This window comes from Halorubrum sp. Ea1 (assembly GCF_002252965.1).
GTDB lineage: Archaea > Halobacteriota > Halobacteria > Halobacteriales > Haloferacaceae > Halorubrum.
Genome location: NZ_NHPG01000156.1, coordinates 1 through 23227, shown reverse-complemented (window position 1 = coordinate 23227; position 23227 = coordinate 1). Strand labels below are relative to the sequence as shown.

The following is a 23227-nucleotide window of genomic DNA, read 5'->3' as shown; positions in this document are numbered from 1 at the left end:
TGGTCATCTCCGATCGGCGCTCAACAAGTCGATTGGTGTGTTTGTTGTCGCAGACGTCGCCGCTTTCGAGCGGATTTTGTGAATGAGTGGGTCAGATGAGTGGGCCAGGTCGTGAATGAGGGGTATCAGGGGGCTAATGAGGGGGCTAATCACAAGACGTCGCGGCCATGATGGGGCCACGAGTCCGACTGATAATAGTAATAATAACCCTCCCACTGACGGGAGTTGAGAGACCAGCGGAACCACCTTCGGGGCGGAGCCATGGTGAGTAGATCCACTTTCTGCTGTGAACAGGCTACCCTCACCTGCTCGCAAAATATGTCAGAGTTCTTTTTATAACTAGCAGCGTCCGTGAACCGCTACCGAGTCTTCTACTGACTCCTGTTCATTATACTGAGGTAGCCACCTGCTTGGTTACCTCTCCACCGGCCTAACTAACTACCAGCATCCACTCCAATCCACCTTCCAAAATCAACTTGGAGACGTTGGTGTATCTCTGTTGAGCAGACCGGCACACACAGGCGAAACACTTCGGTGATATATGGTTCAACTGTATACCCGCATCTTAACGCGTGGGATGAAGTCAATTCTACTCGCTGACAGTGTTGTATCATTGTCTTCGAAGGCTTCAATGCTTTCAGTCTTAACACTCTTCACAGTGGGTGGCGTATCTTAGTCTAAGATGTCCATCGACCGAGACACCTTCGAGAACACGAGCGAGGATGAACTCGAAGACCTTTCTGTCCCGGATCAGGTTCTCGGGTTTCTCGCTGCCCACGACGATCGTGCGTTCAAAGCGCAGGAAATCGCCTCCCAGATCGGCATTGACGAAGGCGCTGTCAGCACTGCGCTCTCGCGGCTGAAGGATCGGGATTTGGTCGACCACAAGGCAACGTACTGGGCCGTAACTGACGACAACGATCGACTAGGCGGGTATAGCGGCTACGAACGGGCGACCGCTCTGTTCAACGAGCAACTCGGTGACGAAGACAAGGAGTCGTGGCGCGAACACGCCCCCAACGAGCCACATCCGAGTGTGGAAAGCGAGCAGTGACTGACGAGAACGCAACCCCAATTTTTGAGCGGGGCGACGTAGTCTACGGTGATGACCCGTTCAAAGACGAGGATGATGCCCGACCGTGGCTCATTCTCTCCATTGACCTCCTCCTCCGCGTGAACGCGGAGGAATCCCACCACGGGATTTCAGGCCGAGCGAAGCGGCCTGTTGGTTTCAAGACGCATACGTTCCAAGCGTCGTCTGCTGGGTTTCAGCATCGGCTTGGCTGTCTTGTGGCCCGGTCAAAGAGGCCCCACCCGTAGCCGAGTCATCGTCACCAGGCTTCTGCCGGGAAGTCCGGTCGCTTCGGCGGTGACTCTCTCCACTACGGTAGCGGTCTGCAATGTTTATCGCCCCGTTCACGTCGGCTTGATACTCACCGACCCAACAGCCGTCGTTCGAGCATCTAAACGTCGCCTGTCGTGGCCGGTAGCCGTGTTCACCGCAGGCGTGGCACGCTTTCGACGTGTTCCGGGGATTCACCGTCTCAACGGGAACCCCCTTCTCGGCGGCTTTGTAGCGAATCTGTGCGTGGAGCTTGGCAAAGCCCCACCCGTGTAACCGCCGATTCATGTACTCACCGTTGTCCATGTTCTCGCGGATGTACCTCAGGTCTTCCAGCACCAACACTGGGTTGTCGACGGACTCGGCGTAGTCCACGACCTCGCTGGTCACACGGTGAAAAACGTCGTCAATCTGGTCCCACAGTGCGTCACCGTAGGACTCTGCGATTCGCTCACTACCACGCTTCTGAAGCCGTCTTGTGGCGGTGAAGTAGGTTTTTCGGAGCCGACGAACGGCTTTGCCGTCGGCGGCCCACAGGCGGGGGCGAACCGGAGAACCGGAGCCGTCGCGGTGACACACCGTGACGAGGCTCGCTTCTCCGAGGTCCACACCAATCGGCGTCCACTTGTCGGCGGACGCTTCAGATTCGTCCTCCACGTCGCAGGTAACGGTGACGTGGAGATACCACGTTCCGTCCCGCTCAAACAGCCGACTTTCACCCATCTCGGCGTCGTCTGCGTACAACGCTTCAATCCAATCCCGCTGGTCGGGATTGGCGCGTGCCGGTATCCAGAGGTGGTAATCCTTGTGGTGCGGGATTTTGACGTACCACTCGATAGCGTTCTGTGGCTGGTGGTCGAGTTGTAGGCCCTCGTTTGTGAACCGCACCGGGTGGTCGTCGTGGATCTCGTTGGCGTCGTAGCTGTTCCCACAGAGTTGTGGGACGTACTTCTTGAGGGCATTTTTCGCGTAGCCGCTCAGGTCGTACTCGACAACCACATCGTTGGTTGCTGACTGCGTGTCACAACCAGTGTCAAAGGCGGCCTGAAGCGCCCGTTGATAGGCATCGCGTGTCTCACGAAGTTTCTGTCGCTTATGGAGGTTCGGGTCCACAAGCTTCAGTTCGAGGGTTTTTGTGAGTTCGCCCATCGTCGCCGTACGAAGATTTTGGTTGTGGCAGATATATATCTCAGCCATCCGGAGTGGAAGTGAACCCGTGGGAAATCCGGCACTACAATAGAACGGTGGCTTGTCACACTATGATGTCCGCTCGACCCCCGCCTGTTCGTTCCTCGGTTCCGACACAGTGTCGGAACACTCGTCACTCACGGCAAGGCGGGGGTATGCGCTCGTATCTCTATCACGAAACCCGTCCGTTCCACGGCGAGCAGTATATCGCGCTGACGTTGACGACGAAATCCTGGATGGACGGGCTGATCGAAATTCCCGAGGAGAGTTGGCTGCGTGGTGGGACACCCGACGAGAGTCGAATCGTTCCATGGGGCGTCCAATCGATCGACATCGAAGATATCGACTTCTGGCAGGGCCGGGTGGAGAGCGACCGTGTCGACGAAGCGGTTGCCGCCCTCGTCGGAGAGCTACAGTAGCCGACCGATCGGGAACCGGGTGGGAGCCAACTACCAACGACGGAGTCTGTTCACAGAAGGGATCACTCCGTCCACGCCGCGATCGAACCAGAGCCCGGCGAGGAGAAACCGTATGCGAGTCCCCAGTGGATGAGGTGGTTGAGAGAGACACAGTGACCATCGGAAGTCTCGAATCCGACCTGGGGGGTCCACCTAGAGCTCAAACTCCTGATTAGGTAGTTTATGAAAAGAGCAGGTACCGAAGGACGTGAAACAACTGGGCCCCATGCTTCCAGGCAATCCCGCGCGGCTTCTGGACGGAGCGCGTTTTAATTGGGACGTCACCGATTCGTGCGCCGCGTGCTGCGGCTTCCAACACGAAGGTGCCACACGTACATGCGGTGTCGAGTGCAAGATCCACGGCCAGCGATCGGCGAAGCGCCCTGAGGCCAGTGCCCGAATCCTGGACGTCAAGCCGGAGTTGGGTCAACTTGTTCAGCAGTCGTTCTGACGGTCGGGGGATTGTCGAGCGCGCGCCCAACACGAGATCCAATTTGTCGGCGGCGATCGGCCTGGTGAGTTTCTTGATGTCGCTCGGTCGGTGTTCTCCATCGGCATCGAACGTCACGATGATGTCGGTGCTGGCTTCGCGAAACCCTCGCTTTAACGCGGCAATGTACTCCTTATTGTGTGGCTGTTCGACGACAGTTGCGCCTGCGGATCGAGCCTCCGAGACAGTGGCATCTGTGGAGCCATCATCAACCACCAACACTGAGTGCTCATCCGGGAGTTCTGTAACCGTCGTGCCAATCCGGCCTGCCTCGTTGTACGCTGGGACGACGACCGGGGTCGCTGGCATAGGTGCTACTCAACGCTCGGTGTACCCAGCACTTTGTCTGTCCGGTGAGTTGCGAACCATGGGAACGGTAGCAGTGAGCAGTCGTAGCGCTCAGCAGTAGCTCTCAGTGGTAGTATGCTGATCTGTCCACCGTGGTTGTGGGTAGACGCGCCTCCGTGCTGGGAGGTATCGATACGGTACTCACAACTGTCGTGAGTTGTTCTTATTATTACTATTATCAGTCGTATCTGAACCCGGTAACGGTCCTACGTCATGCGATTTTCAGCAATATCCCACTCATCTAAGTTCTACATACGTTACAACCCGCTAATTGACCCCCTAATCGGATATTCTGTGTAAACCCCCCCCTCAAACGACTCAATTCGTGGGTTCTTGTGCGATCTGCTGGCTGGCCTGTGAGCTACTGTGCTGACGCCATGAGGTATGATAAAAAGCCATCTGAGCGATCGGTGGTGTCGTTCACCGGTTTGACGTATCTGCGAGAATCTTCGTTTCGAACAACTGGCAACACCGCATGCCCGAGTCCCAGCCGCTCGCGCTGGTAGATCGTACGTAAGAGGAGTCCGCTCAAAGGCGTCGCCGAACCGGCCGAAGATTTGCCTGCCTCGTAGCCGACGACCACGACCAGCTCATCGACCCCCGCCTCGACTGCCGTCTCAAAGACGTGCGCGAGGAGGGGTCGCCCCGCCACGTCGCCGAGCCCCTTCTGTCGGTCGTCGGTCAGCTTGCCGAGCCGACTGCCGCGCTCGGCGGCGGGGATGATCGCGTCCATACGCGAGACGCCACGCGTGGGCGTTTCAACGTTGTCCCTATTGTCGACCTGCGTCTTAGCCGGGAGCGACCGTGCTCACCCAGTGTCAATCTTGAGCGCGCGGTCGTACAGCGCGTCCGATATCCAAAAGCCCGCCTCGCGGAGCGCGTCGAGTTCCATTTCGAGGTCGACATCTCCCCGGTCGGACGCACGGAGGAGGATCCCGACAACGCCGGTCACCGGTACGTCGTGACGCGTGGCGGTCGCCCGGCCTTCACGCTCGTCGATGAGTACCCGGTCCGCGTCGATGTCGACGGCGTACGCGATGGCCGCGGCCTCGCCGCGATCGAGTTCCCGCTCAAACTCGATTCGGAGGTCGGTTGGCTCCGGCGACACGACTCGAATCCCACCCTGATCGCGGAACGCTTCGATGCGGTCGTGGCCGTCGAACCCGGCTGTGAGCTCGTTCCAGACCGTCGCCGGAACGACCACCTCACCGAACTGGGCGTCGATCAGGTGAAGGCGTTCGATGAGTGCTAGATTCAACAGCGGTGACGTGTTCGAGACGACCGTCATTCTCGCGCGTACTCAACGTCGATCACGAGATCCTCCTCGGTGTAGTGTCGCTCTACCCCGCGTTCTCCGAGGAGCCGATGGAATGCCGCCTTCGAAAGACCGGCTAGCTCTCGTGCCTTTCCGAAGGACAGATATCTCTCCCGGTACAGCGACACCGCGAGCTCCTGCCGGACGATCGGTTCGCGATCCTCTGGCGGTGCCGCGATCGCGTCCAACACGTCCGACGGGAGATCGATGCTGCTCATGTCTTTAGATCCGGCGCCGTGCTACTTAGTAACGCCGCTCGTCCACTCGTTTCGGTCACGACGCTTGTTGTCCTGACGCCGTCTCGAAGACGTGCGCGAGGACGGGTCGCCCCGCCACGTCGACGAGCCCTTTCGGTCGCTCCGCCGTCAGCTCGCCGGGTCGACTCCCTCGGCCTGCGGCGGGGATGACCGCGTCCATACCAACACTCGCACGCACCACCAATCTCAATCCGTTGGTCAGCCCTAATCATATATTCTCAGCTATAGTAGTCCAGACTACAGTAGTTCAAACTACGATAGTCTAAACTACGTTATCTGCGCGTTTTATGTACCGGGGAGCCGACGGTGAGCATATGCCCACGTTCGTCAACCGAGAACGGGAACTCGACAGACTCCATGAGCTGTACAAAAGTGATTCCGCGGAGTTGAGCGTCGTCTACGGACGTCGGCGGATGGGGAAGACAGCACTCGTCGTCAAATCCATCGAAGATCGTGATGACGCGGTGTACCATCAGGCTGTACACGGGACGACGGAGCAGCAACTCGATTCATTTATCGCTGATGCTGCAACGGTGTTTCCGGGGATCAACCGGATTCGGAAAGACTGGGAGAACGTTCTCACGCATCTCGCCGAACAGGATGCGATCGTGATCCTCGACGAGTTCCCGTATCTCGTAGACGGAAACGAAGCGCTCCCCTCTCTCATCCAGCGGCTCTGGGATCACAACGTCGCCGATACGGGAACGACCTTCGTGCTGACTGGCTCGGCGATCGGGATGATACACGAGATCGCGATCGACGGAAGTTCACCACTGTATGGCCGGATCTCGAAACGACCGAACGGGAAACTCGAGATCGGCCCGTTACCGTTCGGTGCCGCAATGACCTTTTTCCCGAACTACGCGCCGGCTGAGCAGGTGATCGCATACGGTATCTTCGGAGGGACGCCGGAATACCTCCGGGCTGTAGACGACACGCAGTCACTCAAAGGGAATATTACAGAAACCTTGCTGCTCCGTGATGGCGGCCTCCACGAGGAGCCCGAAGACGTTCTGTACCGGGAACTGGACGAGGTGGATCGGTATTTCGCCGTTCTGAAAGCGATGGCGGAGGGGAACCACAAGCGAAACGAGATCGTTCAGGCTGCCGGCATCAACGCCAACAGTGCGAGTTACTATCTCTCTCGCCTGCGGGAGCTCCAGATAATCGAGCAGGAGTACCCAGTCACCGTTGATCCCTCCCGGAGTCGGAACAGCCGGTATCGAATCCGGGACCAACTGTTCGCGTTCTGGTTCCGGTTCGTCCACGGTCGTTCGTCCCGCTACGAAGTGTTCGGGGCGGATGCGTACGACGAACTCGTCGAACCACATCTCCCGGACTTCGTCAGTTCGTCATTCGAACGCCTCTGCCAGCGGGCAGTTCTCTACGAGTACGGGGACGTGTACACGTTCACGGAATCGCCAGGTCAGTGGTGGGACACCGACGGACGCGAGATCGATATCGTGGCCCCGACGAACGGCGACACGTTACTGGTCGGGGAAGCGAAGTTCCAGCAGCAACCGCTGGGGTACGATGTTCTCGCACAGCTCGAACAGGAGGCGCCCGAGATCGAGTGGTCGCCGACCGACGGCGACGTGAACTACGAGTACGCACTATTCAGCCGAAGCGGGTTCGCGTCGTCACTGGAGGAAGCAGCCGACGAGAGGGACGACCTCGGTTTGTTTACTGTTGCTGATGTCGTTGACGCACTGTCTGAGTGATGTTTTCATCTCGAAAGCGTCGCCGAACCGGTCAACGATCCGACCCGCCTCGTGCCCGACGATCACGACCAGCTCGTCGCCCCCGACGTTGACCGCCGTCTCGAAGATGTGCGCGAGGACGGGTCATCTCGCCACGTCGACGAGCCCCTTCGGTCGGTCTGTCGTCAGCTCGCCGAGTCGACTGCCTCGCCCGGCAGCCGGGGTCACCGCGTCCATACGCGAGACCCCACACGCCGGTCACCTACCCCCATCGACGGAACTATCGGGTCCAGAAGCCACGTTGGCGGGCTTCGATCTCTGACAGCACCGTCGAGAGGACGTCACGCCAGTCGGTCGGGTGTGTCGTATTGTCTCCCGGTGTCGGTGCGTCCGGTCCCGGATGGATGTGGTCACGAGTGTTGTGCCCAGACGGATGTCTGTCCCACCGGTGATCGAACGCCCCCGTCTCGTGAGTTTCGTGATAATGGAGCGAGAAATCTCCGTTTTCGAACCAGACAATCTCTAGACGGGCGCTCCGAACCCGCTCAGGGTAGAGTTGCCGATTGTACTGACAGACCAGCCGTTCGGGCGCGAAGCTAGGCTGGTCATCAACTTCGGTGAACCGATCGTCTGTCGCGAAACGCTCTCGAATGACCGCTAGCCGGTCGAAATCGATCGGCCCACCGGAAATCGAACCTCTCGTCTCATCCTCGCCGCCGGCAGTCATGCCGCGGATTCGCGATCTGTAGCCTCGCCGGACGTAGAAGTGAGCGCACGTTCCAAGAGGGACACACGACGCAGAGCGGTTTGCCACGACGAGAGTTGCTCCCAAACCGCCTCGATTGACTGGTCGCTTGCTGCGGCAAACTGCGTGATCGAGACGCCCGCCGGGGACTCGGCGTCAAATTCAACTGCGAGTGCGTCCGCCCGCTCTGATTCCGACTGTAGCAGGGCAAGCAACTCCTCGGTCGTGTATTCACGCCGGAGCGTTTGGACGCGTCGCCAGTTCAGATACTCCTGATTCCGTTCGTAGGTGGCCGGTGATTCCGTGACCTGAGTGACGATGCCCATTCGTTCGAACCAGTCCAAATATTCGCGTGCGGCGTCGACCCCGTGTCCCGCACGCTCGGCAACCTCGCTGGCTGTCGCCGGATCGTCGAGTCCAAGCACGGCATCGAAAAAGTCGTCCCGTGTTCGATCACCACGGACAACCTCTTCCGGCGGGGTCAGCGCGTCAAAGTTCGGCGCCCGTTCGTCGGTGTCGGCTTGGATATCCGAACCCGGATTCTCCATATCCCACCATGCGGCTCAAAACGTGATAAAACTTTCTTGGACGGATTATTCCACTTCAAGTACAGGAGACGACGGCTACCTCGTTGACCCTAGTGTCGATCGGCGTCTCAAACACATGTGCGAGCAGGGGTCGCCCCGCGACGCTGGCTTTCTGGACGACTCCTCCCGAGAGGACCTACTGGGGAGTTTCCGTAAGTAAGTCGGCGGACGGCGCTTGTTGACAACACCATTTTGGGTTCGCTTGGCAAGATCGACCGGTTGGACCTGCTACCGTCGGTGTTTGAGACCGTTGAGACACCGCCGCAGTTATCGACGAACTCGACCGTGCTGAAGTTGACGGCTACGAGTTTGTCTCTCGCATCGACGCGGTCAAATCGTACAATGAAGGCTGGCTTGAAATCGCCACTCCGACGGGGGCTGAATCGAGCTGGCGGATGACATCGTCGATAACGTGCTCTCTTCGACAGATGTGCGGTACCTCGCCATCGCGTCCCAACGCGAGCTCTACTCGTGACTGATGACTCTCACGCCGGCACACGTGGCCAACAACTCGGCGTGGAGGTCTGTGATCTCGTACTGCTGTTACGAGCGGCGATCCACCGCGACGTAATCGCCACGACTGAAGAGTTGTCGACTCACGTCGAAGAGCTACGAGAGCATGATGGCTACCGATTTTCTGAGCTGGATCGAAATTCCCTGTTTAAAACCGTCGACAAAGACGCTTGATTTGTTCGAGACGACCGTCATTCTCACGCGTCCTTGACGGTGAGCGCGAAATCCTCCTCGGTGTAATATCGCTCTACCTCGCGATCGCCGAGGAGCCGATGGAAATCCGTCTTCGAGAGAAGACGTACCGAACATCTGTTTATAACAGACGAACTGAGGGGTGTGTCTGGACCATCCCTCGGCGACCCGACCGACTGGCTCGGCGGGTGCCTCACCAGGTTCACCTGCATACTGCTCCAAAGAACAGACGAAATGGGGAGTGGTTGCCGACACCAGCGTGTCAATGTCCACTATTCCGTTGTGTCGATTCGTCAATTGAAACACCGCCTCTGGTCGTGGCCGACTACCGGTTCAACGCTCCGTACACATTGCTAACTACGCATCTGCGGCATTGACCTATCCACGAAGGCTCGCACGACCGAATCCGCATACTCTCAAAAGGGGAATCGTTTTACTCCCCGCCCAATTTGCACGAGATAATGCGACGCTCGGGTGGTCCCCAATGGAGGTAATCGATGATGACGGCAATCTCTTTGGCGCCGTCAACGTGGTTGACGCACTCGTAGTGCTCGTGGTGCTTGCTGTTGTTGTCGCGGGCGCGGCGTTCGTGCTTGCAGATGATCCGGCGCCCCAACCGGACACTGACACAACGTACGCCACGCTCGATCTGGGGACACAGCCTGCCTACATCGTGGAGGCGATCAACGAGGGCGACATGTACGAACCGGACGACAGCTCCACGCTCACGGTCACCGATGTCCACCTCACCCCTCGCGGAACCGAGATCGGTGTCACACTCCGCGCCGAACTCCAAGGCGAGACCGACGACGACACCATCACGTATGCGAACGCTCCACCACGGCTCGGCCGAACGCTGGCCATTGAAACATCACAGTATGAAGTGAGCGGCCAGGTGCGGGACGTCGGTGATAGAGACACGCTGGCCGGCGACAGCCAACAGGTAATCCTTCGTGACACGCTTGATGCCGAAACCGCCACTGAAGTCACTGCGGGCGACGAGATTCGGCTTGCCGGGCGCACGGTCGCGACCGTTGAGGAAGTCGCCACGTACGCCACGGACAGCCCCGACCAGACGCGTGTGCTCGTTGAGGCGACGCTTGCCACCCACCGAGAGGGTGGTCAGTCCCGCTTTGGCGGAGTTCCGCTCCAGCGCGGGCAGTCGCTCACCCTCCCGGCTGCCGACTACACGATCGACGGCCAGATCGAGAGTGTAAACGGTAACCTCCAGCTGGGAGAGACGTCGACGCGACAGGTCACGCTCCGGATGACGGAGGTGCGTGCCGACACCGCGGACGCCATCCGCCCGGGGATGAGCGAAGGCTCGAGTACCGATCCAGTTGCGGAGATCACCGCGGTCGAGACCGAGCCGTCGCTCATCATCGCGACGGGCGAAGACGGCAGCGTCAACGTCGTTGATCACCCGGTTAATCGGGATGTGACGATCACGGCGGAACTCCAGGTCCGAGAAACAGCGACGGGCGTCCAGTTCAAGGGCGAGCCGCTTCGTGGTGGCACGAACATTACCCTCGACCTTGGGACGCGCATCATCGAGACAGAAGTTGTGAGTATCAGATAATGATCGACGGCGCCCGCCCCGTTGCCACCCGACATTTGCCCTCCTCTTGTCCATCGAGGGAGGTGCACGCGAAGTGACCATGCGCGCGACAGATGGGCCCGATGCATCGAACACGCCTGGATCGTCGGCTGACGATGAGCTTCCAGCCACGCTGGCCGGCTCCCGCATCGTTTCGGCCGTTCGCGCGGCCACCACATGCGTTGGGTTGTGGGTGCGACATTCGGCGCTGTATCAGTGGCTCACCGCCGAGCCCGATCCGGAAGTAATCGTCATCGATCTACGCGAGACATGGACTGTCGGGCCGTTCGTGCGTCTACTCGACTGGGCCGTCGACCAACTTTTTGATGCTGCGGGTGGTTCGCGCGCTGTCGGGATCGCCCAGCGTGGCGTCACTGCGACGTGTGCAGCGCCACTTCGTGTGGGCGGACTTATGATGGCGACACTAGGACTCGCTGTCGCCGGAGGTGGCCTTGTGGGTGGCGTCTCGATGACGCAGCTAGCTGTCGGCGTCGGCCTCGCCATCGGTGGGGTGGTCGCCATGCAGGACGACCGCGACTGGGACACGCTACGTGAGACCCGCCCCGTCGCACTCACAATTGCCGCGCTGGAACCACCGGACCCGCCGGATACTGCAGCTGGTGATGATGCGACCGCACAGTCAGACGCTCGCCAGCAACCGAATGACGAGACGCCTCCCTCTGCTGATTCCGACGGACCTAACTCGCGGGTAGATGATTCGTCCGACGGTGCTGAATAGGTGGCTCCAGACGACGATTAGCCATTCATCGTGGATCCCGAAACGTGACTGTTCTCACTGGTGACTCCCAGTAGTGTTCACCGCAACGAGGAGTTCGGATGCTTGGATAACTGATTCACTAGCATATAGGGCTGCTCCGACGCACGGCCAGTCCAGCTATCTCCGAAATAAGTAACTTTCTTGAAAGCGGTCTCTGTATCAGGACCCAATAGTCGACATTGGCTATTTCAGCTGAGAGTATATTCGAAGAAGATTTCAACAGAATCTCGAGAGTGCAATTTTGGTGGCGAATCGATACAAGGTCTCGTTGTACGGTGTTGTACGGTCACGAACGCGTATATTTTGGCTAACTCTGATCGATCCCACGCCTGGGGAACCGGTTCTGATGCTCAGTTGAACTCGTCACCACGAGGAGTTACTCGGTTATATACACACGAGCAAGACGTGTTGTGTCTGTGGGAGAGAAGACAAGAGTCAGCGCGTTGAACGCGGGTTGCACGTCTGCGAGGAATGCGATGCGGCGTTCAATGCGGACGTGAATGGGGCGGAGAACATCCGTCTCGACATGAACCAAAGTAACTCTGAGTCTCCGTTCAGTTCGGGTGATGATAGGAGTACCGGCTGGTTGGCATAGCCTGAAGTCTACCTTCATGACTTGTCCAGCGGATTCCAACCGCAGGATCAAGTGGTAGACTGCAAATCCTAGTATCCCAATCCAGCGGTACGGTGCCGTGGGATTCCTCCGCGTTCACGCGGAGGAGGATGTCAACTGGCTGCTGAGCTCTGCGGTGACCAGTGCCATCCCGAAGACGAATAGCCCGTAGCCCAGAATGCCCACCGCGAACGACTGGTGGAGTAGGCCGGTCGTACTTCCTGCGCCGATACCTCCACCGAGCATCCCGATCTTCCGTGAGCTGCCCTTGTTGTGCATGGTTCAGATTGTTTCAATATTATCGAGCACAAGTGCCGTCGTCGCCGCGTATGTGGTCGGGATCAACGCCACGAGACTGTTGTGACTGCCGTTGACGACGACTGTCAGTGCCATCACGCCAAGACCGACAGCCGCCGAGAGGGCAATCGAATGGACCGTCGCATAGTGGTGGGTCGTTGACGCGTCATTTCACTCACTGGGATTATCGCTGGTATCCTTGCTTAGAGCCGCGGTGTGGGAATCCGTCGCTGGCCTGTAATCATTCACCTGCCGTTCCGATCGATGCCGTCTCAGTGGTGAACGCCGAGAGTATCTTCCGAAAGTCGCTTACAGACACCTCAATACCTGCATCCGGTCGCCCGCTGCTGAAATTGACCGTGTCGTTCTGTAGGATCGCTGTGTCCACGTAGATTGGCGGGTCATTCTTGGGGAAAAAGGGCGGAATGGCACCGATAGTGTATCCGAGCTCGTCTTCGATCGTCACCTCATCGGCGAATTTGAGGCTGCTAATGTTCGCCGTGTCTTTGAGTGCGCGTAGATCAACCTTCTGTTCAGCGGGTACGAGCGCCACGACGACGTCGCGGTGATCGTCGAGAAACACCATTGACTTGATCATTTCTGCGAGTGGAACGTTGCGGACTGTAGCGGCGCTCTCTGAGGTGAACGCATCTGTATCGTGTTCTAACACGGTGTAGTCGATCTTCTGGTCACGGAGATACGCCGTAATCGCTGTATCTTTCATTGTACCCACAAATTGTCTGATGTCGTCTTGAATGCGAGTGTATCTTAAAATTCGACTGTAGTGACCGGCTACCGCTCCAAGTTCGCTGGCTCGTCACGTGTCCGTGCGACGGCAACGGATCTGGTCCATACGAGGGCGCGTTCTCCCGACGCTGTGAGTGTTTTACAGCCATTCATCGGTTCACGGCGCAGTCGCTGATGGCCACAGTAGACCGTTGCTGGCGTGTTCTATTGCCCGTTCATGGACCGGTTTTATGTTAGTATGGTTCAAAGAACGTGTCAGACGCATTCCTCCAATGAAACTCGCACTCATCGGCGTCGGCCAAGCTGGCGGGAAAATCGTCGACAAATTCATCGAGTACGACAAAACACACGGCGCGGAGATCGTCCGCGGTGCGGTCGCCGTCAACACCGCACGAGCAGACTTGCGTGGTTTGAAACACATCCCCGAGAATCGGCGGATCCTCGTCGGCCAGGCCGAGGTGAAAGGCCACGGCGTTGGCGCCGACAACGAACTCGGCGCCGAGGTCATTGAACGCGATCTGGGCGAAATACAGGGAGCGCTTGATATGGTTCCGTCCCACGAGATTGATGCGTTTCTCGTCGTTGCCGGCCTCGGCGGCGGTACGGGCTCTGGTGGCGCACCAGTGATCGCCAAATACCTCAAGCGGATCTACACGGAGCCCGTCTACGGGCTTGGGATCCTCCCGGGCAGTGATGAAGGTGGCATCTATACGCTCAATGCGGCTCGGTCGCTGCAGACGTTCGTCCGCGAGGTGGATAATCTCTTAGTGTTCGACAATGATGCGTGGCGGCAAACCTCTGAATCCGTCACAGAAGGATTTGCAGCGATTAACGAGCAGATTGTCCAGCGGTTCGGGCTGTTGTTTAGCGCCGGTGAGATGCAAGCCGGCAACGAAGTCGCCGAGAGCGTCGTCGACTCCTCGGAGATCATCAACACGCTGGCTGGCGGGGGCATTTCGACGCTTGGCTACGCAGAATCTGCTGTTGACGAGCCCAAGCGGAAGGGGCTCCTCTCGCGGCTCTCAGGTGGCGGGAAAGATGCCGAGCTGTTCGACAGTACCGATACCACGAATCGGATCACCAGCCTCGTTCGGAAGGCGACGCTCGGGAGACTCATCCTTCCCTGTGAGGTCCAAGGCACCGAACGCGCACTGCTCGTGGTCGCCGGTGCGGGGCCACTGCTCAATCGGAAAGGAATCGAGCATAGCCGCAAGTGGCTTGAAGAACAGACCGGCTCGATGGAAGTCCGTGGTGGTGACTATCCACGGCGAGGCAGTGGCGTCGTCGCCACCGTTGTCTTACTTGCAGGTGTCACGAATGTCCCTCGCGTCAAAGAACTTCAGCAAGTGGCTATCGAAGCCCAACAGAATATGGACGAGATTGACGATGAAAGTGAGGGGAAGCGACGAGATCTGCTTGGCGATGACAATGATTTAGAGTCTCTGTTTTAATTGGGCTTAGGCGTTCGCTCGTGAGGACTGACCATAACCTGATATCGTGCCACTGCCCTACGACTGATGTCGTTGCCTTCGCCTTTGCTCCTTGTGAGAAACCTCATCCAACAGGCCCGCAGCCGACATCGTCCACCGGTGATTGGGAATGAGCCTTCCACAACTGGTTTATTGGGACCGTCACGCTGAGTATTTTTACAGCCAATTTTTTTATGAACGGGAACACCTTCCAATTCAGCCTTCTTGCAGGGGCCGGGTCGGGCGTATTCGCTGGTGTGTTGCGTTATATTGCTCTGCTCAGGAGCAGCGGACTCCTGAGTCTGCTCAATTACGTGTCTAGCTGATGTTGAGAACAGATATACCCAGTTGTACAGGCCGCGGTAAAGTCGTCTGTCGTGCTCATTATAATTTTCAACAGAGCCAAGTAAGTAACCCACCCAATCAAATTTAGACAGTGACGCTCTCCGATCTGCTGATTGCGATTCTAGCCGGTATTGTACAGGGTATCGTTGAGTGGCTCCCCGTCTCGAGCCAGGGGAACCTCTCGTTAGTGTTGACGCTGGTCGGCACCGACCCCGCGGTTGCGCTCCAACTCGCGCTCTTTTTGCAGGTCGGCACCACCCTCTCGGCGGCGACGTATTATCGAGCCGAACTCTGGACGGCACTCGCGGCGGTGCCAGGCTGGCGTCCCCGAGCAGCCTACGAGGGCGACAACGCGATCACCTCGTACATCGTGGTCGCCTCAATCATGACAGGTGTCGTCGGGATACCCCTCTACATCTTTGTCGTCGATCTCGCCGGCCAACTCACTGGTGGCGTCTTCATTGCCGCCATTGGTCTTCTCCTCATTGCAACCGGCATCCTTCAACTCGCATCTGAATCCGTCTCGATGGGTGGACACACGGCCCCAACACTCACCGACTCGCTTCTCGTCGGCGCCGTGCAAGGTATCGCCATTCTCCCTGGTATTTCGCGGTCAGGGATGACCACCAGTGCCTTTCTGTTCCGCAGCTACGAGCCACCGGCTGCCTTCAGACTCTCGTTTCTGCTCTCGATCCCGGCGAGTCTCGGTGCTGCCGCCCTTACACTGCTTAGCGCTGGTGGCCTCCCCGGGATTAGCCCCACAGCTGCGGCCGTCGCTCTCGCTGTGAGCGCCGTCGTGGGATACCTCACGATCGACGCGCTCATGCGGGTCGTTGAGCGAGTTCCATTTTGGGCCGTCTGTTTCGGGCTTGGAGGGTTCGCAATCGTCGGTGGGGGCATTGTGTCGGTTGTTGTATGAAATACGCCGCCTCTTCTGGCTTCCAGACTGCTGGCTGGACGGTCATCCTTTTCATTGCCAGTTTAAGCAACATCCGCAGTCGGAGCAGCGATAACGATTTTCTCGATTACGTACGTGTTGCCGGCTGTGCGGTATTATCGGACGCTCCCGTTAGCGGGCGGTGGGTGGGCGATCCTTCCGGATCTCTACTGGGTGAGTCCGGTGTTCCAACAGCAACTCTGGACATTCCATCACACCTCTCTTGATAGATCTCTTTTGGTTCCATCGGATATTGGACCGACTCGATTCGAGCGATTCGAAGCTGATCGCCACAGCGCTTCTTGACGTATTGATACTCATCTCTGTAACTGCGGAACACCGCGATCACCGCTTCGACTCAAACGGATAGTTCCTTCTCAAACGACAAATAATCCAATTGAACTGCCCAACTCTCCTTCACTCATCCTGACGGTGTTCGTTCCGCGTACGAGAGGTAGTTGACCAGTGTTCTACTCCCAGTTACGATCATCCCCTCCGGACAGCTAGTGCAGTCACGAGGAGGGCAAGCACCGCGACGGGCACACCGAATCCCGGAATGTCATCGTCCGTCTCAGCGTCTGTCGACGTCGCGTCGTTATCTTTGTCACCGAACAGTGTGATTTCGCCCACCTCGGTCCCCTCAAGCGATACTGCTCCACTTTCGGCTGGCTCGAACTCGATCTGGACGGTTGTATTTTCATCCGGATCGAGTGTCACTTTCCGTTCCGTGACGGCTTCGCCATTCATGCTAACGGTGATATTTCGGGTCGCCGGCCGGTCACCGGGGTTGACAACCGTCGTACGTAGCGTTGTCTCATACCCCACGCGAACCTGTTCGGCTGGCAGCACACCATCGAGAATTTTGACGCGTCCGGGTTCCATTGCGACAACCGCTACGGGCATCGCGTGTGGCAGGGTCGCTCTATGCGTCTCTCCGTCCACGTTGTGCGTGACGTTCGCCATCGTCCACTCGTCGTCGGCATACCATAGCACGGCGACATTCTCTGGACTGAGTCCATCCGGGAGTTCTTCCTCGTCGACAGTGAAGTGGAGCGTCGCCGCACTTGTGCTGGCTGCACCTAGCGACGAATTGAACTCCATGTATCCGAGGGCGATCCCGTGAGAAACGGGGTCGGGGCCGTCTGGCTCGGCCGTTGGTCGTCCAATCGTCGTTTCGTACATCTCCGGGTCACCCGCTGGATCTATCCCGACCGAGGACACCGACACCGCGGGCTGCGAGTCCGAGGGACCGACAAGATCAACGGTCATCTCGTAGCGCTCGTCGGGTGCGTCGTCGACACTGACAGTGACAGCTTCCTCTGACTCTGACCGGACCACGGTTGGCTCCGCATTGCTCGCCGTAGTCGACCCTGCTGAACCCGACGACCCTCCTCTGCTCCCGCCTCCGCCGCCACCGCCGCCACCTGATCCGTCGTTATCTTGCTCTTCGACAACCGTGACGTTACCGACTGCTGTATCGTCGATTGTGACCCTGTACTCGCCGGTGGCGTTGTACGGGTGACTGATTGTGAGTGTGGTTCCGTTGTCGGGCACGTCGGTCGTACGTTGGACAGTAGTACCGTCACCCATCGTAATATTGACTTCTTGTTGCCCCGTAGCCTCGCCGTCGTTCTGCAGCTCAATACTGAGTTCAACCGACTCGTTGACCTCCACTGATTCGGGAGTAAGCGTTGTTTTCCCGAGTGCGATATCGGCCGGTTCAAGCACGGCTAGGGTGTCGACAGCGTCATCGTTAACGGTGAGATTGTATTTGCCAGTCGTCTCGAACGTCCGATTGAACCGGACGCTCTCATTTGCACCGGGACCGACCGCCCGGGTGTCGGTTTCGAGCGTGGTGTTGCTGTCTCGAAGTTGTGTCGTGAACTCACCCTCAACGTCGCCGTCATTTTCAAGTTCGACGGTCACCATGACAGACTCACCAGCGGTAATCGTCTCGGCGGAAAGGGCGGTGTCACTGATCGAGACGTTTGCGGCTTTGAGTACACTAAGCGTGCCGGCCGATTCGTTGTTCACAGCGATTGTGTACTCGGCTGCCTCACTGAATGCCCGTGAGAATACAACTGTCTCGTCGTCGCCAGGACCGATATCGAACTTTTGAGTCTCAACTGCCTCGTCATTGACGACCAAGGTTGCAGTGTGTGTTCCTGGCTCGGTCCCGACGTTCACGACGGTTGCGGTCACCTTAGTTGAGTTGCCCTCAAATACTCTTTCTGGCTCAATATCTGGATTTGTCGTTCGGAACGTCGCCGGCCGGATCACAGTAAGCGTTCCGGCACTCGTCCCATTGACTGTGATTTCATACTCGCCGGCGGCTGTCGTTGTGTAGGTGAGTCGTCCCTGTTCATTTTCTCCAGGGCCGACAGTCACCTCTTCGGTAGTCTTGACGTCCTTATCGGCGGCTACCGAAACTGATAGCGTGCCCTCACGGTCGCCCGTGTTCTTGATGGTGGCGCTCACCGTAACCCCTTCACCCTCATCCACAACGTCTTCCTCAAGTTCCGCGTCCGTGACTGTTAGATTTGCCGGTGATTCGACTGTCAGTGTCCCAGCAGTCGTCTGATTGACCTGTACGTCATACTCGCCAGACTGCTTAAAGGTCCCGCGCAGTTCGACTGTTTGTGATTCATCGCCTGCAAGCGTCACCGAACGCGTATCGACCGTCTCGGGGATTCCATCTTGACCGGTCGCGCGGAATTTGGCAGTAAATGTTCCTTCAGCGCCGCCGACATTTGTTACCTCAGCGGACACGGCGGCGGTGTCGCCCGCTAAGATGGTGTTATCACCAAGCGATGCATTTGACAGCTCAAACGTTGCGGGTTCGGCAACTGTGAGGATACCTGCCGATTCGTCGTTGACGGTAATGCCGTACGTTCCCGCCTCCCCAAAGTTCGGGGTAAAATCGATAGTCGTCTGTTCGCCGGCATCAACGGTGCGCGTCTTGGAGTTACTCGTTATTCCGTCAACTTCGAGATCGACAGTGATCTCGCCTGCAGTCCCACCCTCGTTTTCGACAGTTGCTGTGACCGTTACCGACTCATCTGGATCAATGGTCGTCTCTGACAGCGTTGCAGATCTGATAGAGATGTTTGCCGGCGCTGGTTCAACGACGGTGAGATCTCGCGTTGGCCCATCACCGACACTGATCGTGTAGTCACCGGCCGTTTCGAGTGAAGGGATAAAGCTGACTGTCTCTGTACTGCCAGCGTCGACGTCAACGGAATTGGACTCCTCGACAGTTCCATCAACGGCAAGATCAGCAGTATATGTGCCCTCTGCATCACCGGTGTTTGTAATGTCTGCTGTCACAGTGACCGTGTCTCCCACAGAAATCACGCTATCAGACAGCGTCAGGCCTGTCACTTCGAACTCTGCTGATGCAGGTTCTGTGACGGTGAGTGCGCCTGCAAACTCTCCGTTGACGCTGAGATTGTACGTTCCCGTCGTCTCGAACGACTGAGTAAAGTCGACATCCCTCATCTCTTCGGCTCCAATCTCAACGTCTTTGGTGTCGATGACACCATCCGCATCGCTTTCAAGTTCAGCCCTGTATGTTCCCGCCTCATTGCCGACGTTCTCGACAGTCGTTGTGACCGTGGCGGCCTCGCCCTCGACGATCTCCGTTTGCTCAAGTGAGGCGTCCGTCAGTTGAAACTCAGCGTTAGTCGCGGCAGCGGAGAGTCCTATGCCGACACCTCCTGTGAGGGTCACCGCTGAAATACTCATTATAGCACAGACCAAGATGGCAGCGCCTTTGCGGCCGGACATAGGTTTCCTACCCAATCAAGAGGGATTGTAATAGCCGCCCAATCTGAATTAAGATATCCTTACAGCGAATACGTCGGTTCAAGCTCTTGACGCCGAAACAACGCCACCGGTGCCTCTTCGCAACTCCAAGTCTTTGGTTAAGATGGACGGAGAGAAGCGTACCAGATAGTTGTCACAGTCAGCAATCTATTTTCATGACTTGTTCCACGAATTCCGATCATAGTAACAATTAGGAAACTGTAACTCCTAACCTCTAGGCTCTGTCGAAATTCTTTGAGAGCGAGAGGTTCTGCTGTGTTGAATAGCGATTTAATCGACTAGTATCACGGGGTAGAACGACGAAGCCGGGGAAATCGAATCTGTCCATGGAAGTCGATCTCCTCGACTTCGCTGAACAGTGTCGTCGCCTAGTCAAACAAGCGTTGGGAAAGCACGCGGGCGAACCCGCCAGCGGCGGGTTTGCCCGCTGGAAACACGTTGTGCTACACTGTTTTCGGCTCGAAGACGGCCACAGCTATCGTGAAACGCCGAATCGGCTGAAGTACATGGCTGAGATTCGTAACGTCCTCGGCTTAGATCGAGACGATCTCCCAGACTACAGCACGATCTACAAATCGTTTGATCGGCTGAAAATGTGGGTATGGCGGGCGCTGCTGCGCGTTTCCGCGCAGCAGCACCCACAGTCCGGCCACGCTGCGCTCGATAGCACGTTCTTCGACCGGCGACGTGCGTCCTCGTACTTTCGCCAGCGGGCAGGACGGACGATACAGACGCTGAAAGTGACGACATTGACTGATGTGGAATCGCTGGCTGTGCTTGACGTTCACATCACAGCGCGGTGGAAGCACGATACGAAGACCGGACCGCAGGTCGTCGGCGTTTCGCCGGACGACCTGCAGTCCGTCGCCGCCGACAACGGCTTCCAAGACTGGCATACCGAGTACGAAATTGCCGCACACGACATCGATTACCTCGTTCATTATCGCGGTTTGTCAGCCAAAGCAGCCGTGAACAACGCGCTCAGCCGAGCAAACGGCTACTCTCAGCGGTGGATGGCCGAAACATCGTACTCGACAACGAAGCGCTCGCTCGGCGACGCCGTGCGAGCGCTCGGCTGGTACCGGCAGTTCCGTGAAATCGTCTTGCTGTTCGCCATCACAAACATAGAACCGCTGTGTGAACCGCTGTAACCGTGACTCAGCATCTATTCAACACAGCAGTGTAGAGGACTACTTGCATCAGATGGCAGTCACTTGTCTTGAGGTTACGGACGAACAACGCGACCTCCTCGAAGAGCCGATCTCCGAGTGAAATCGTGGGTGCTAGCTCGTCACCGACATGGCGTGGGTGACGTGTAACGTAAAAATCGACATACGGCCCCTCGCTTACGGCGACGTTCGCAAACATATTGACTCCGGGAGTCAGCACCCTGATCTCGCCACCTAGCAAGCAGTTCAAGCCATCACCGGCTGTCTCAAACCCTGCTCGATAGGCAAGAAAGTCAGCAACCGACGATCAGCGCTCCGACGGTAAAGTGCGATAGACGGACGATGACCATGTTTGACGACGAGACGCTGTCGCTCTCCACAACGGAGAGCCGCGTTCGATGTCCGATTGCTTTTCCCGACGCCGACGATGGCTACCAACGACAGTACATCGATTCCGACGGGTGGGGCCTCACGGAAAATACGCTCACCGCCCGTGACGGCGACTGCGTTGTACACATCGGCTTCCGCCGATCGAAAGATGACAATCAGCTCGCCCTGAAGTCTGGAACTGTGACGCCGAGTGCAGAGTCACCGCCCACCCAAAGGTTTTCGAGGCAGAACTGGCGGGCCAACTCCCACCCTCAAACCGCCGAGGCGCTTACCGTGGGGGAGTTGATTCGAGGGGCATTGACATGTATCCAGCAATCTGTTTTCGGTCTGCTTGAATCGCTGATCCAAGTGTAGCAACAGCCGATAGTACTGGATAGCGCGGGGTCCCTTCTATCCCATGAAGGTACTCATAAAAATCAACATCATCGCTCGCGTCAGTTGGTGTTGGGGTTATTCCCGTCGGTGTGGTTTGTAATGTCTCTTGTCGCCGCTGTGCAATGTCATCGGCCTCGGCTTTGAGGTCGTTTAGTGTACACCACACGTCAAACGCTGCTTCCGACCGATTTCTCTCAACGGTGTCAAGATGCGCACGGAGATTATACCGTTGTCGTTCGATGGCGTCGAGATCTACTCGTGCGTCGGTGAGTGCGTCGATCTCGGTGGTGATCGCCTTTGCAAGCGTTGTTCGGCTCTCGATCGCCTGCTGGCTGCGCTCAATCAGTGCACGCTGCGTGGCTGGCACAAGGATCTTATTTGTGGCCAGTGCCGTAACAATATCTTCACCAAGCTCAGAAGCGAGACTTTCAGCTAGCGTTTCATCATACTCTGTGTGATGCGGGACTGACCGGACGGTCTCTTCGTACGCTGATAGAACGTGTTTGAATGTGGCATCTCCCGGAGCCGTATTTGTACATGATATATGCGAGGTCCCACTGGTGTCAACAGACGCTGGGGTTGGTGAATCAGTCTTAACCGGCTCAACTGACCGCACACGACGTAAAAACGTCTGGAAAGCGTCTCGCTCAGAAATCACACGCTTTTGTTCTTCTCGACATGTTTCAATGCCGTCCTGTACGTACCCAACCGCGAGCAGCATCGTGAGTCCAACAGAGAGTATCCAGACGAGCTCGAATGAAGCGACGATCGTCTCTGTAGCGTCACAGAGCAACCCACCGCACGTGTTAGCTACCTCTGTGCCTGTGAGACGGGATATCATTTGTACATTCTGTTCGCTCAGTTTATACTAACGCTGACAACCGATATATACTTTTTCGACATGGCCACACCGCTGTGGCTCTTATATCTAGTTGCTACCGATTTTCTGGGACTGTGCCGATCCTAGCTGACTGGCGATTCAATATCAGTTGGCCGCGCTGCCTGATAAAACTGGACGTACCGCACGAGTCCTCGCCAGCAGACTACAGCCACGGCCGCCCCGGTCGCATTAACGCCTATATCCCCAACCGCAAATGTCCGCGAAGGGAGCCGTGACTGTAACAACTCAATCGCCATCCCATAGCTAACCGCACATACAAACACGAGAAGGAACACCTGCCACTCCGACAGGCGTGAGTCATGGAGCGCATACGCAAACATAACTGCCAGACAAGCGTAGGCAAAAAATGCAGCCAGTCGGAGTACGGGATTAGTCCAAGTGGTCCCGTCTCGAACGTTTGGGTCCCCGGCCCTGCTTGGATTGAATAATACAGAATGGTTCCCGCAACTGCGATCACGGCACTCCACCGGATGCTATTGGGAATCAATGGAAGCCGGAGTCGGCGCATCTGTAGAGCGGTCTTGGCTGTACGCGTATGTATTTAGGGGTTTATTGCTATCACTAGGATACAAGCCGCAAGTCTGTGACTTCATATTGTATAACTGATAGCTTCGATAAATACTCGCCGCAGGCTGTGTTTAGACGCTAA

The 23227-nt window shown here is 57.4% G+C and carries 20 protein-coding genes and 4 pseudogenes; 11 read left to right on the top strand and 13 right to left on the bottom strand.

What is annotated here, in order from left to right; translation table 11 throughout:
• Positions 1 to 682: 682 nt before the first annotated feature.
• Together DJ73_RS19400 and DJ73_RS21165 are read left to right on the top strand one after the other, a co-directional pair.
• Positions 683 to 1054 carry a helix-turn-helix domain-containing protein gene (locus DJ73_RS19400; RefSeq protein WP_094558797.1) on the top strand — a complete coding sequence of 124 codons (372 nt, stop codon included), beginning with the start codon at positions 683 to 685 and terminating at the stop codon, positions 1052 to 1054.
• Positions 1051 to 1155 (top strand): annotated as a pseudogene (locus DJ73_RS21165) (type II toxin-antitoxin system PemK/MazF family toxin); the annotation flags it as partial. The gene DJ73_RS19400 and the pseudogene DJ73_RS21165, both read left to right, overlap by 4 nt.
• A gap of 76 nt (positions 1156 to 1231) precedes the next feature.
• On the opposite strand, the gene DJ73_RS19390 reads toward DJ73_RS21165, so the two are convergent.
• Entirely contained in the window at positions 1232 to 2491 is a 1260-nt protein-coding gene (locus DJ73_RS19390; protein ID WP_094558805.1) for an RNA-guided endonuclease TnpB family protein, read from the bottom strand.
• Between the two features lie 212 nt (positions 2492 to 2703).
• Here DJ73_RS19390 and DJ73_RS19385 point away from each other — a divergent pair.
• A pseudogene (locus tag DJ73_RS19385) lies at positions 2704 to 2949 on the top strand (type II toxin-antitoxin system PemK/MazF family toxin); the annotation flags it as partial.
• Between the two features lie 220 nt (positions 2950 to 3169).
• Here DJ73_RS19385 and DJ73_RS19380 read toward each other — a convergent pair.
• The 5 genes from DJ73_RS19380 to DJ73_RS19360 all read right to left on the bottom strand — a co-directional run bounded on the left by DJ73_RS19380 (position 3170) and on the right by DJ73_RS19360 (position 5558).
• Positions 3170 to 3787, bottom strand: coding sequence for a glycosyltransferase family 2 protein (locus DJ73_RS19380; protein WP_094558796.1), 618 nt, complete (start codon positions 3785 to 3787; stop codon positions 3170 to 3172).
• A gap of 400 nt (positions 3788 to 4187) precedes the next feature.
• On the bottom strand, positions 4188 to 4559 hold the full coding sequence (locus DJ73_RS19375) for an NTP transferase domain-containing protein (RefSeq protein WP_176451175.1): 372 nt from the start codon (positions 4557 to 4559) through the stop codon (positions 4188 to 4190).
• A gap of 75 nt (positions 4560 to 4634) precedes the next feature.
• Entirely contained in the window at positions 4635 to 5114 is a 480-nt protein-coding gene (locus tag DJ73_RS19370; protein WP_094558795.1) for a DUF3368 domain-containing protein, read from the bottom strand.
• Positions 5111 to 5359, bottom strand: a complete 249-nt coding sequence (locus tag DJ73_RS19365) for a UPF0175 family protein (protein ID WP_094558794.1) — start codon at positions 5357 to 5359, stop codon at positions 5111 to 5113. The genes DJ73_RS19370 and DJ73_RS19365 overlap by 4 nt, the downstream gene beginning before the upstream one ends.
• Before the next feature lie 55 nt (positions 5360 to 5414).
• Positions 5415 to 5558 (bottom strand): NTP transferase domain-containing protein, encoded by a 144-nt coding sequence (locus tag DJ73_RS19360; protein ID WP_254921718.1) that lies wholly within the window; start codon positions 5556 to 5558, stop codon positions 5415 to 5417.
• 154 nt (positions 5559 to 5712) lie between these two features.
• Between DJ73_RS19360 and DJ73_RS19355 the strand changes: the two genes are divergently transcribed.
• Entirely contained in the window at positions 5713 to 7119 is a 1407-nt protein-coding gene (locus tag DJ73_RS19355; protein ID WP_094558793.1) for an ATP-binding protein, read from the top strand.
• A gap of 259 nt (positions 7120 to 7378) precedes the next feature.
• On the opposite strand, the gene DJ73_RS21410 is transcribed toward DJ73_RS19355, so the two are convergent.
• On the bottom strand, positions 7379 to 7825 hold the full coding sequence (locus DJ73_RS21410; protein ID WP_094558792.1) for a hypothetical protein: 447 nt from the start codon (positions 7823 to 7825) through the stop codon (positions 7379 to 7381).
• Complete coding sequence (locus DJ73_RS19340; protein ID WP_094558791.1) at positions 7822 to 8391, bottom strand: hypothetical protein; 570 nt, start codon at positions 8389 to 8391, stop codon at positions 7822 to 7824. The genes DJ73_RS21410 and DJ73_RS19340 overlap by 4 nt, the downstream gene beginning before the upstream one ends.
• A 1228-nt stretch (positions 8392 to 9619) precedes the next feature.
• On the opposite strand from DJ73_RS19340, the gene DJ73_RS19330 reads away from it, so the two are divergent.
• The 3 genes and pseudogenes from DJ73_RS19330 to DJ73_RS19320 form a co-directional block, all read left to right on the top strand.
• Positions 9620 to 10714 carry a DUF4330 domain-containing protein gene (locus DJ73_RS19330; protein WP_094558790.1) on the top strand — a complete coding sequence of 365 codons (1095 nt, stop codon included), beginning with the start codon at positions 9620 to 9622 and terminating at the stop codon, positions 10712 to 10714.
• 79 nt (positions 10715 to 10793) lie between these two features.
• Positions 10794 to 11471, top strand: coding sequence for a hypothetical protein (locus DJ73_RS19325; protein ID WP_254921719.1), 678 nt, complete (start codon positions 10794 to 10796; stop codon positions 11469 to 11471).
• A 433-nt stretch (positions 11472 to 11904) separates the two neighbouring features.
• Positions 11905 to 12177, top strand: a pseudogene (locus DJ73_RS19320) (zinc ribbon domain-containing protein); the annotation flags it as partial.
• Between the two features lie 42 nt (positions 12178 to 12219).
• Here DJ73_RS19320 and DJ73_RS21160 read toward each other — a convergent pair.
• Together DJ73_RS21160 and DJ73_RS19310 are read right to left on the bottom strand one after the other, a co-directional pair.
• A complete protein-coding gene (locus DJ73_RS21160) occupies positions 12220 to 12402 on the bottom strand; it encodes a hypothetical protein (RefSeq protein ID WP_254921717.1) in 183 nt (60 codons plus the stop codon).
• A 259-nt stretch (positions 12403 to 12661) separates the two neighbouring features.
• A complete protein-coding gene (locus tag DJ73_RS19310; protein WP_094558789.1) occupies positions 12662 to 13144 on the bottom strand; it encodes an aminoacyl-tRNA deacylase in 483 nt (160 codons plus the stop codon).
• Positions 13145 to 13439: 295 nt separating this feature from the next.
• On the opposite strand from DJ73_RS19310, the gene DJ73_RS19305 reads away from it, so the two are divergent.
• Together DJ73_RS19305 and DJ73_RS19300 are read left to right on the top strand one after the other, a co-directional pair.
• The gene (locus DJ73_RS19305) at positions 13440 to 14618 is read left to right on the top strand and encodes a tubulin/FtsZ family protein (protein WP_094558788.1); all 1179 of its coding nucleotides are present in this window, start codon (positions 13440 to 13442) and stop codon (positions 14616 to 14618) included.
• Positions 14619 to 15072: 454 nt separating this feature from the next.
• On the top strand, positions 15073 to 15900 hold the full coding sequence (locus DJ73_RS19300; RefSeq protein ID WP_094558787.1) for an undecaprenyl-diphosphate phosphatase: 828 nt from the start codon (positions 15073 to 15075) through the stop codon (positions 15898 to 15900).
• 504 nt (positions 15901 to 16404) lie between these two features.
• Here the strand turns inward: DJ73_RS19300 and DJ73_RS19290 are convergent.
• Complete coding sequence (locus DJ73_RS19290; protein ID WP_094558786.1) at positions 16405 to 19704, bottom strand: CARDB domain-containing protein; 3300 nt, start codon at positions 19702 to 19704, stop codon at positions 16405 to 16407.
• A gap of 365 nt (positions 19705 to 20069) precedes the next feature.
• Between DJ73_RS19290 and DJ73_RS19285 the strand changes: the two genes are divergently transcribed.
• Positions 20070 to 20894 carry an IS5 family transposase gene (locus DJ73_RS19285; RefSeq protein ID WP_094558785.1) on the top strand — a complete coding sequence of 275 codons (825 nt, stop codon included), beginning with the start codon at positions 20070 to 20072 and terminating at the stop codon, positions 20892 to 20894.
• A 148-nt stretch (positions 20895 to 21042) separates the two neighbouring features.
• A pseudogene (locus tag DJ73_RS21155) lies at positions 21043 to 21485 on the top strand (RNA-guided endonuclease TnpB family protein); the annotation flags it as partial.
• An 85-nt stretch (positions 21486 to 21570) separates the two neighbouring features.
• Here the strand turns inward: DJ73_RS21155 and DJ73_RS19970 are convergent.
• Together DJ73_RS19970 and DJ73_RS21150 are read right to left on the bottom strand one after the other, a co-directional pair.
• Positions 21571 to 22518, bottom strand: a complete 948-nt coding sequence (locus DJ73_RS19970) for a hypothetical protein (RefSeq protein ID WP_141212996.1) — start codon at positions 22516 to 22518, stop codon at positions 21571 to 21573.
• 122 nt (positions 22519 to 22640) lie between these two features.
• Positions 22641 to 22898, bottom strand: coding sequence for a VanZ family protein (locus DJ73_RS21150; protein ID WP_254921716.1), 258 nt, complete (start codon positions 22896 to 22898; stop codon positions 22641 to 22643).
• Positions 22899 to 23227: the final 329 nt, after the last annotated feature.

Bases quoted from the DNA above. Each gene is read 5' to 3' on its own strand.
- DJ73_RS19365 (WP_094558794.1), bottom strand. From the start codon at position 5,359: ATGAGCAGCATCGATCTCCCGTCGGACGTGTTGGACGCGATCGCGGCA.
- DJ73_RS19310 (WP_094558789.1), bottom strand. From the start codon at position 13,144: ATGAAAGATACAGCGATTACGGCGTATCTCCGTGACCAGAAGATCGAC.
- DJ73_RS19305 (WP_094558788.1), top strand. From the start codon at position 13,440: ATGAAACTCGCACTCATCGGCGTCGGCCAAGCTGGCGGGAAAATCGTC.
- DJ73_RS19970 (WP_141212996.1), bottom strand. From the start codon at position 22,518: ATGATATCCCGTCTCACAGGCACAGAGGTAGCTAACACGTGCGGTGGG.
- DJ73_RS19370 (WP_094558795.1), bottom strand. From the start codon at position 5,114: ATGACGGTCGTCTCGAACACGTCACCGCTGTTGAATCTAGCACTCATC.
- DJ73_RS19330 (WP_094558790.1), top strand. From the start codon at position 9,620: ATGGAGGTAATCGATGATGACGGCAATCTCTTTGGCGCCGTCAACGTG.
- DJ73_RS19375 (WP_176451175.1), bottom strand. From the start codon at position 4,559: ATGGACGCGATCATCCCCGCCGCCGAGCGCGGCAGTCGGCTCGGCAAG.
- DJ73_RS21160 (WP_254921717.1), bottom strand. From the start codon at position 12,402: ATGCACAACAAGGGCAGCTCACGGAAGATCGGGATGCTCGGTGGAGGT.
- DJ73_RS21410 (WP_094558792.1), bottom strand. From the start codon at position 7,825: ATGACTGCCGGCGGCGAGGATGAGACGAGAGGTTCGATTTCCGGTGGG.
- DJ73_RS19290 (WP_094558786.1), bottom strand. From the start codon at position 19,704: ATGTCCGGCCGCAAAGGCGCTGCCATCTTGGTCTGTGCTATAATGAGT.
- DJ73_RS19325 (WP_254921719.1), top strand. From the start codon at position 10,794: ATGCGCGCGACAGATGGGCCCGATGCATCGAACACGCCTGGATCGTCG.
- DJ73_RS19285 (WP_094558785.1), top strand. From the start codon at position 20,070: ATGGAAGTCGATCTCCTCGACTTCGCTGAACAGTGTCGTCGCCTAGTC.
- DJ73_RS19340 (WP_094558791.1), bottom strand. From the start codon at position 8,391: ATGGAGAATCCGGGTTCGGATATCCAAGCCGACACCGACGAACGGGCG.
- DJ73_RS19355 (WP_094558793.1), top strand. From the start codon at position 5,713: ATGCCCACGTTCGTCAACCGAGAACGGGAACTCGACAGACTCCATGAG.
- DJ73_RS19380 (WP_094558796.1), bottom strand. From the start codon at position 3,787: ATGCCAGCGACCCCGGTCGTCGTCCCAGCGTACAACGAGGCAGGCCGG.
- DJ73_RS19400 (WP_094558797.1), top strand. From the start codon at position 683: ATGTCCATCGACCGAGACACCTTCGAGAACACGAGCGAGGATGAACTC.
- DJ73_RS19390 (WP_094558805.1), bottom strand. From the start codon at position 2,491: ATGGGCGAACTCACAAAAACCCTCGAACTGAAGCTTGTGGACCCGAAC.
- DJ73_RS21150 (WP_254921716.1), bottom strand. From the start codon at position 22,898: ATGTTTGCGTATGCGCTCCATGACTCACGCCTGTCGGAGTGGCAGGTG.
- DJ73_RS19360 (WP_254921718.1), bottom strand. From the start codon at position 5,558: ATGGACGCGGTCATCCCCGCCGCAGGCCGAGGGAGTCGACCCGGCGAG.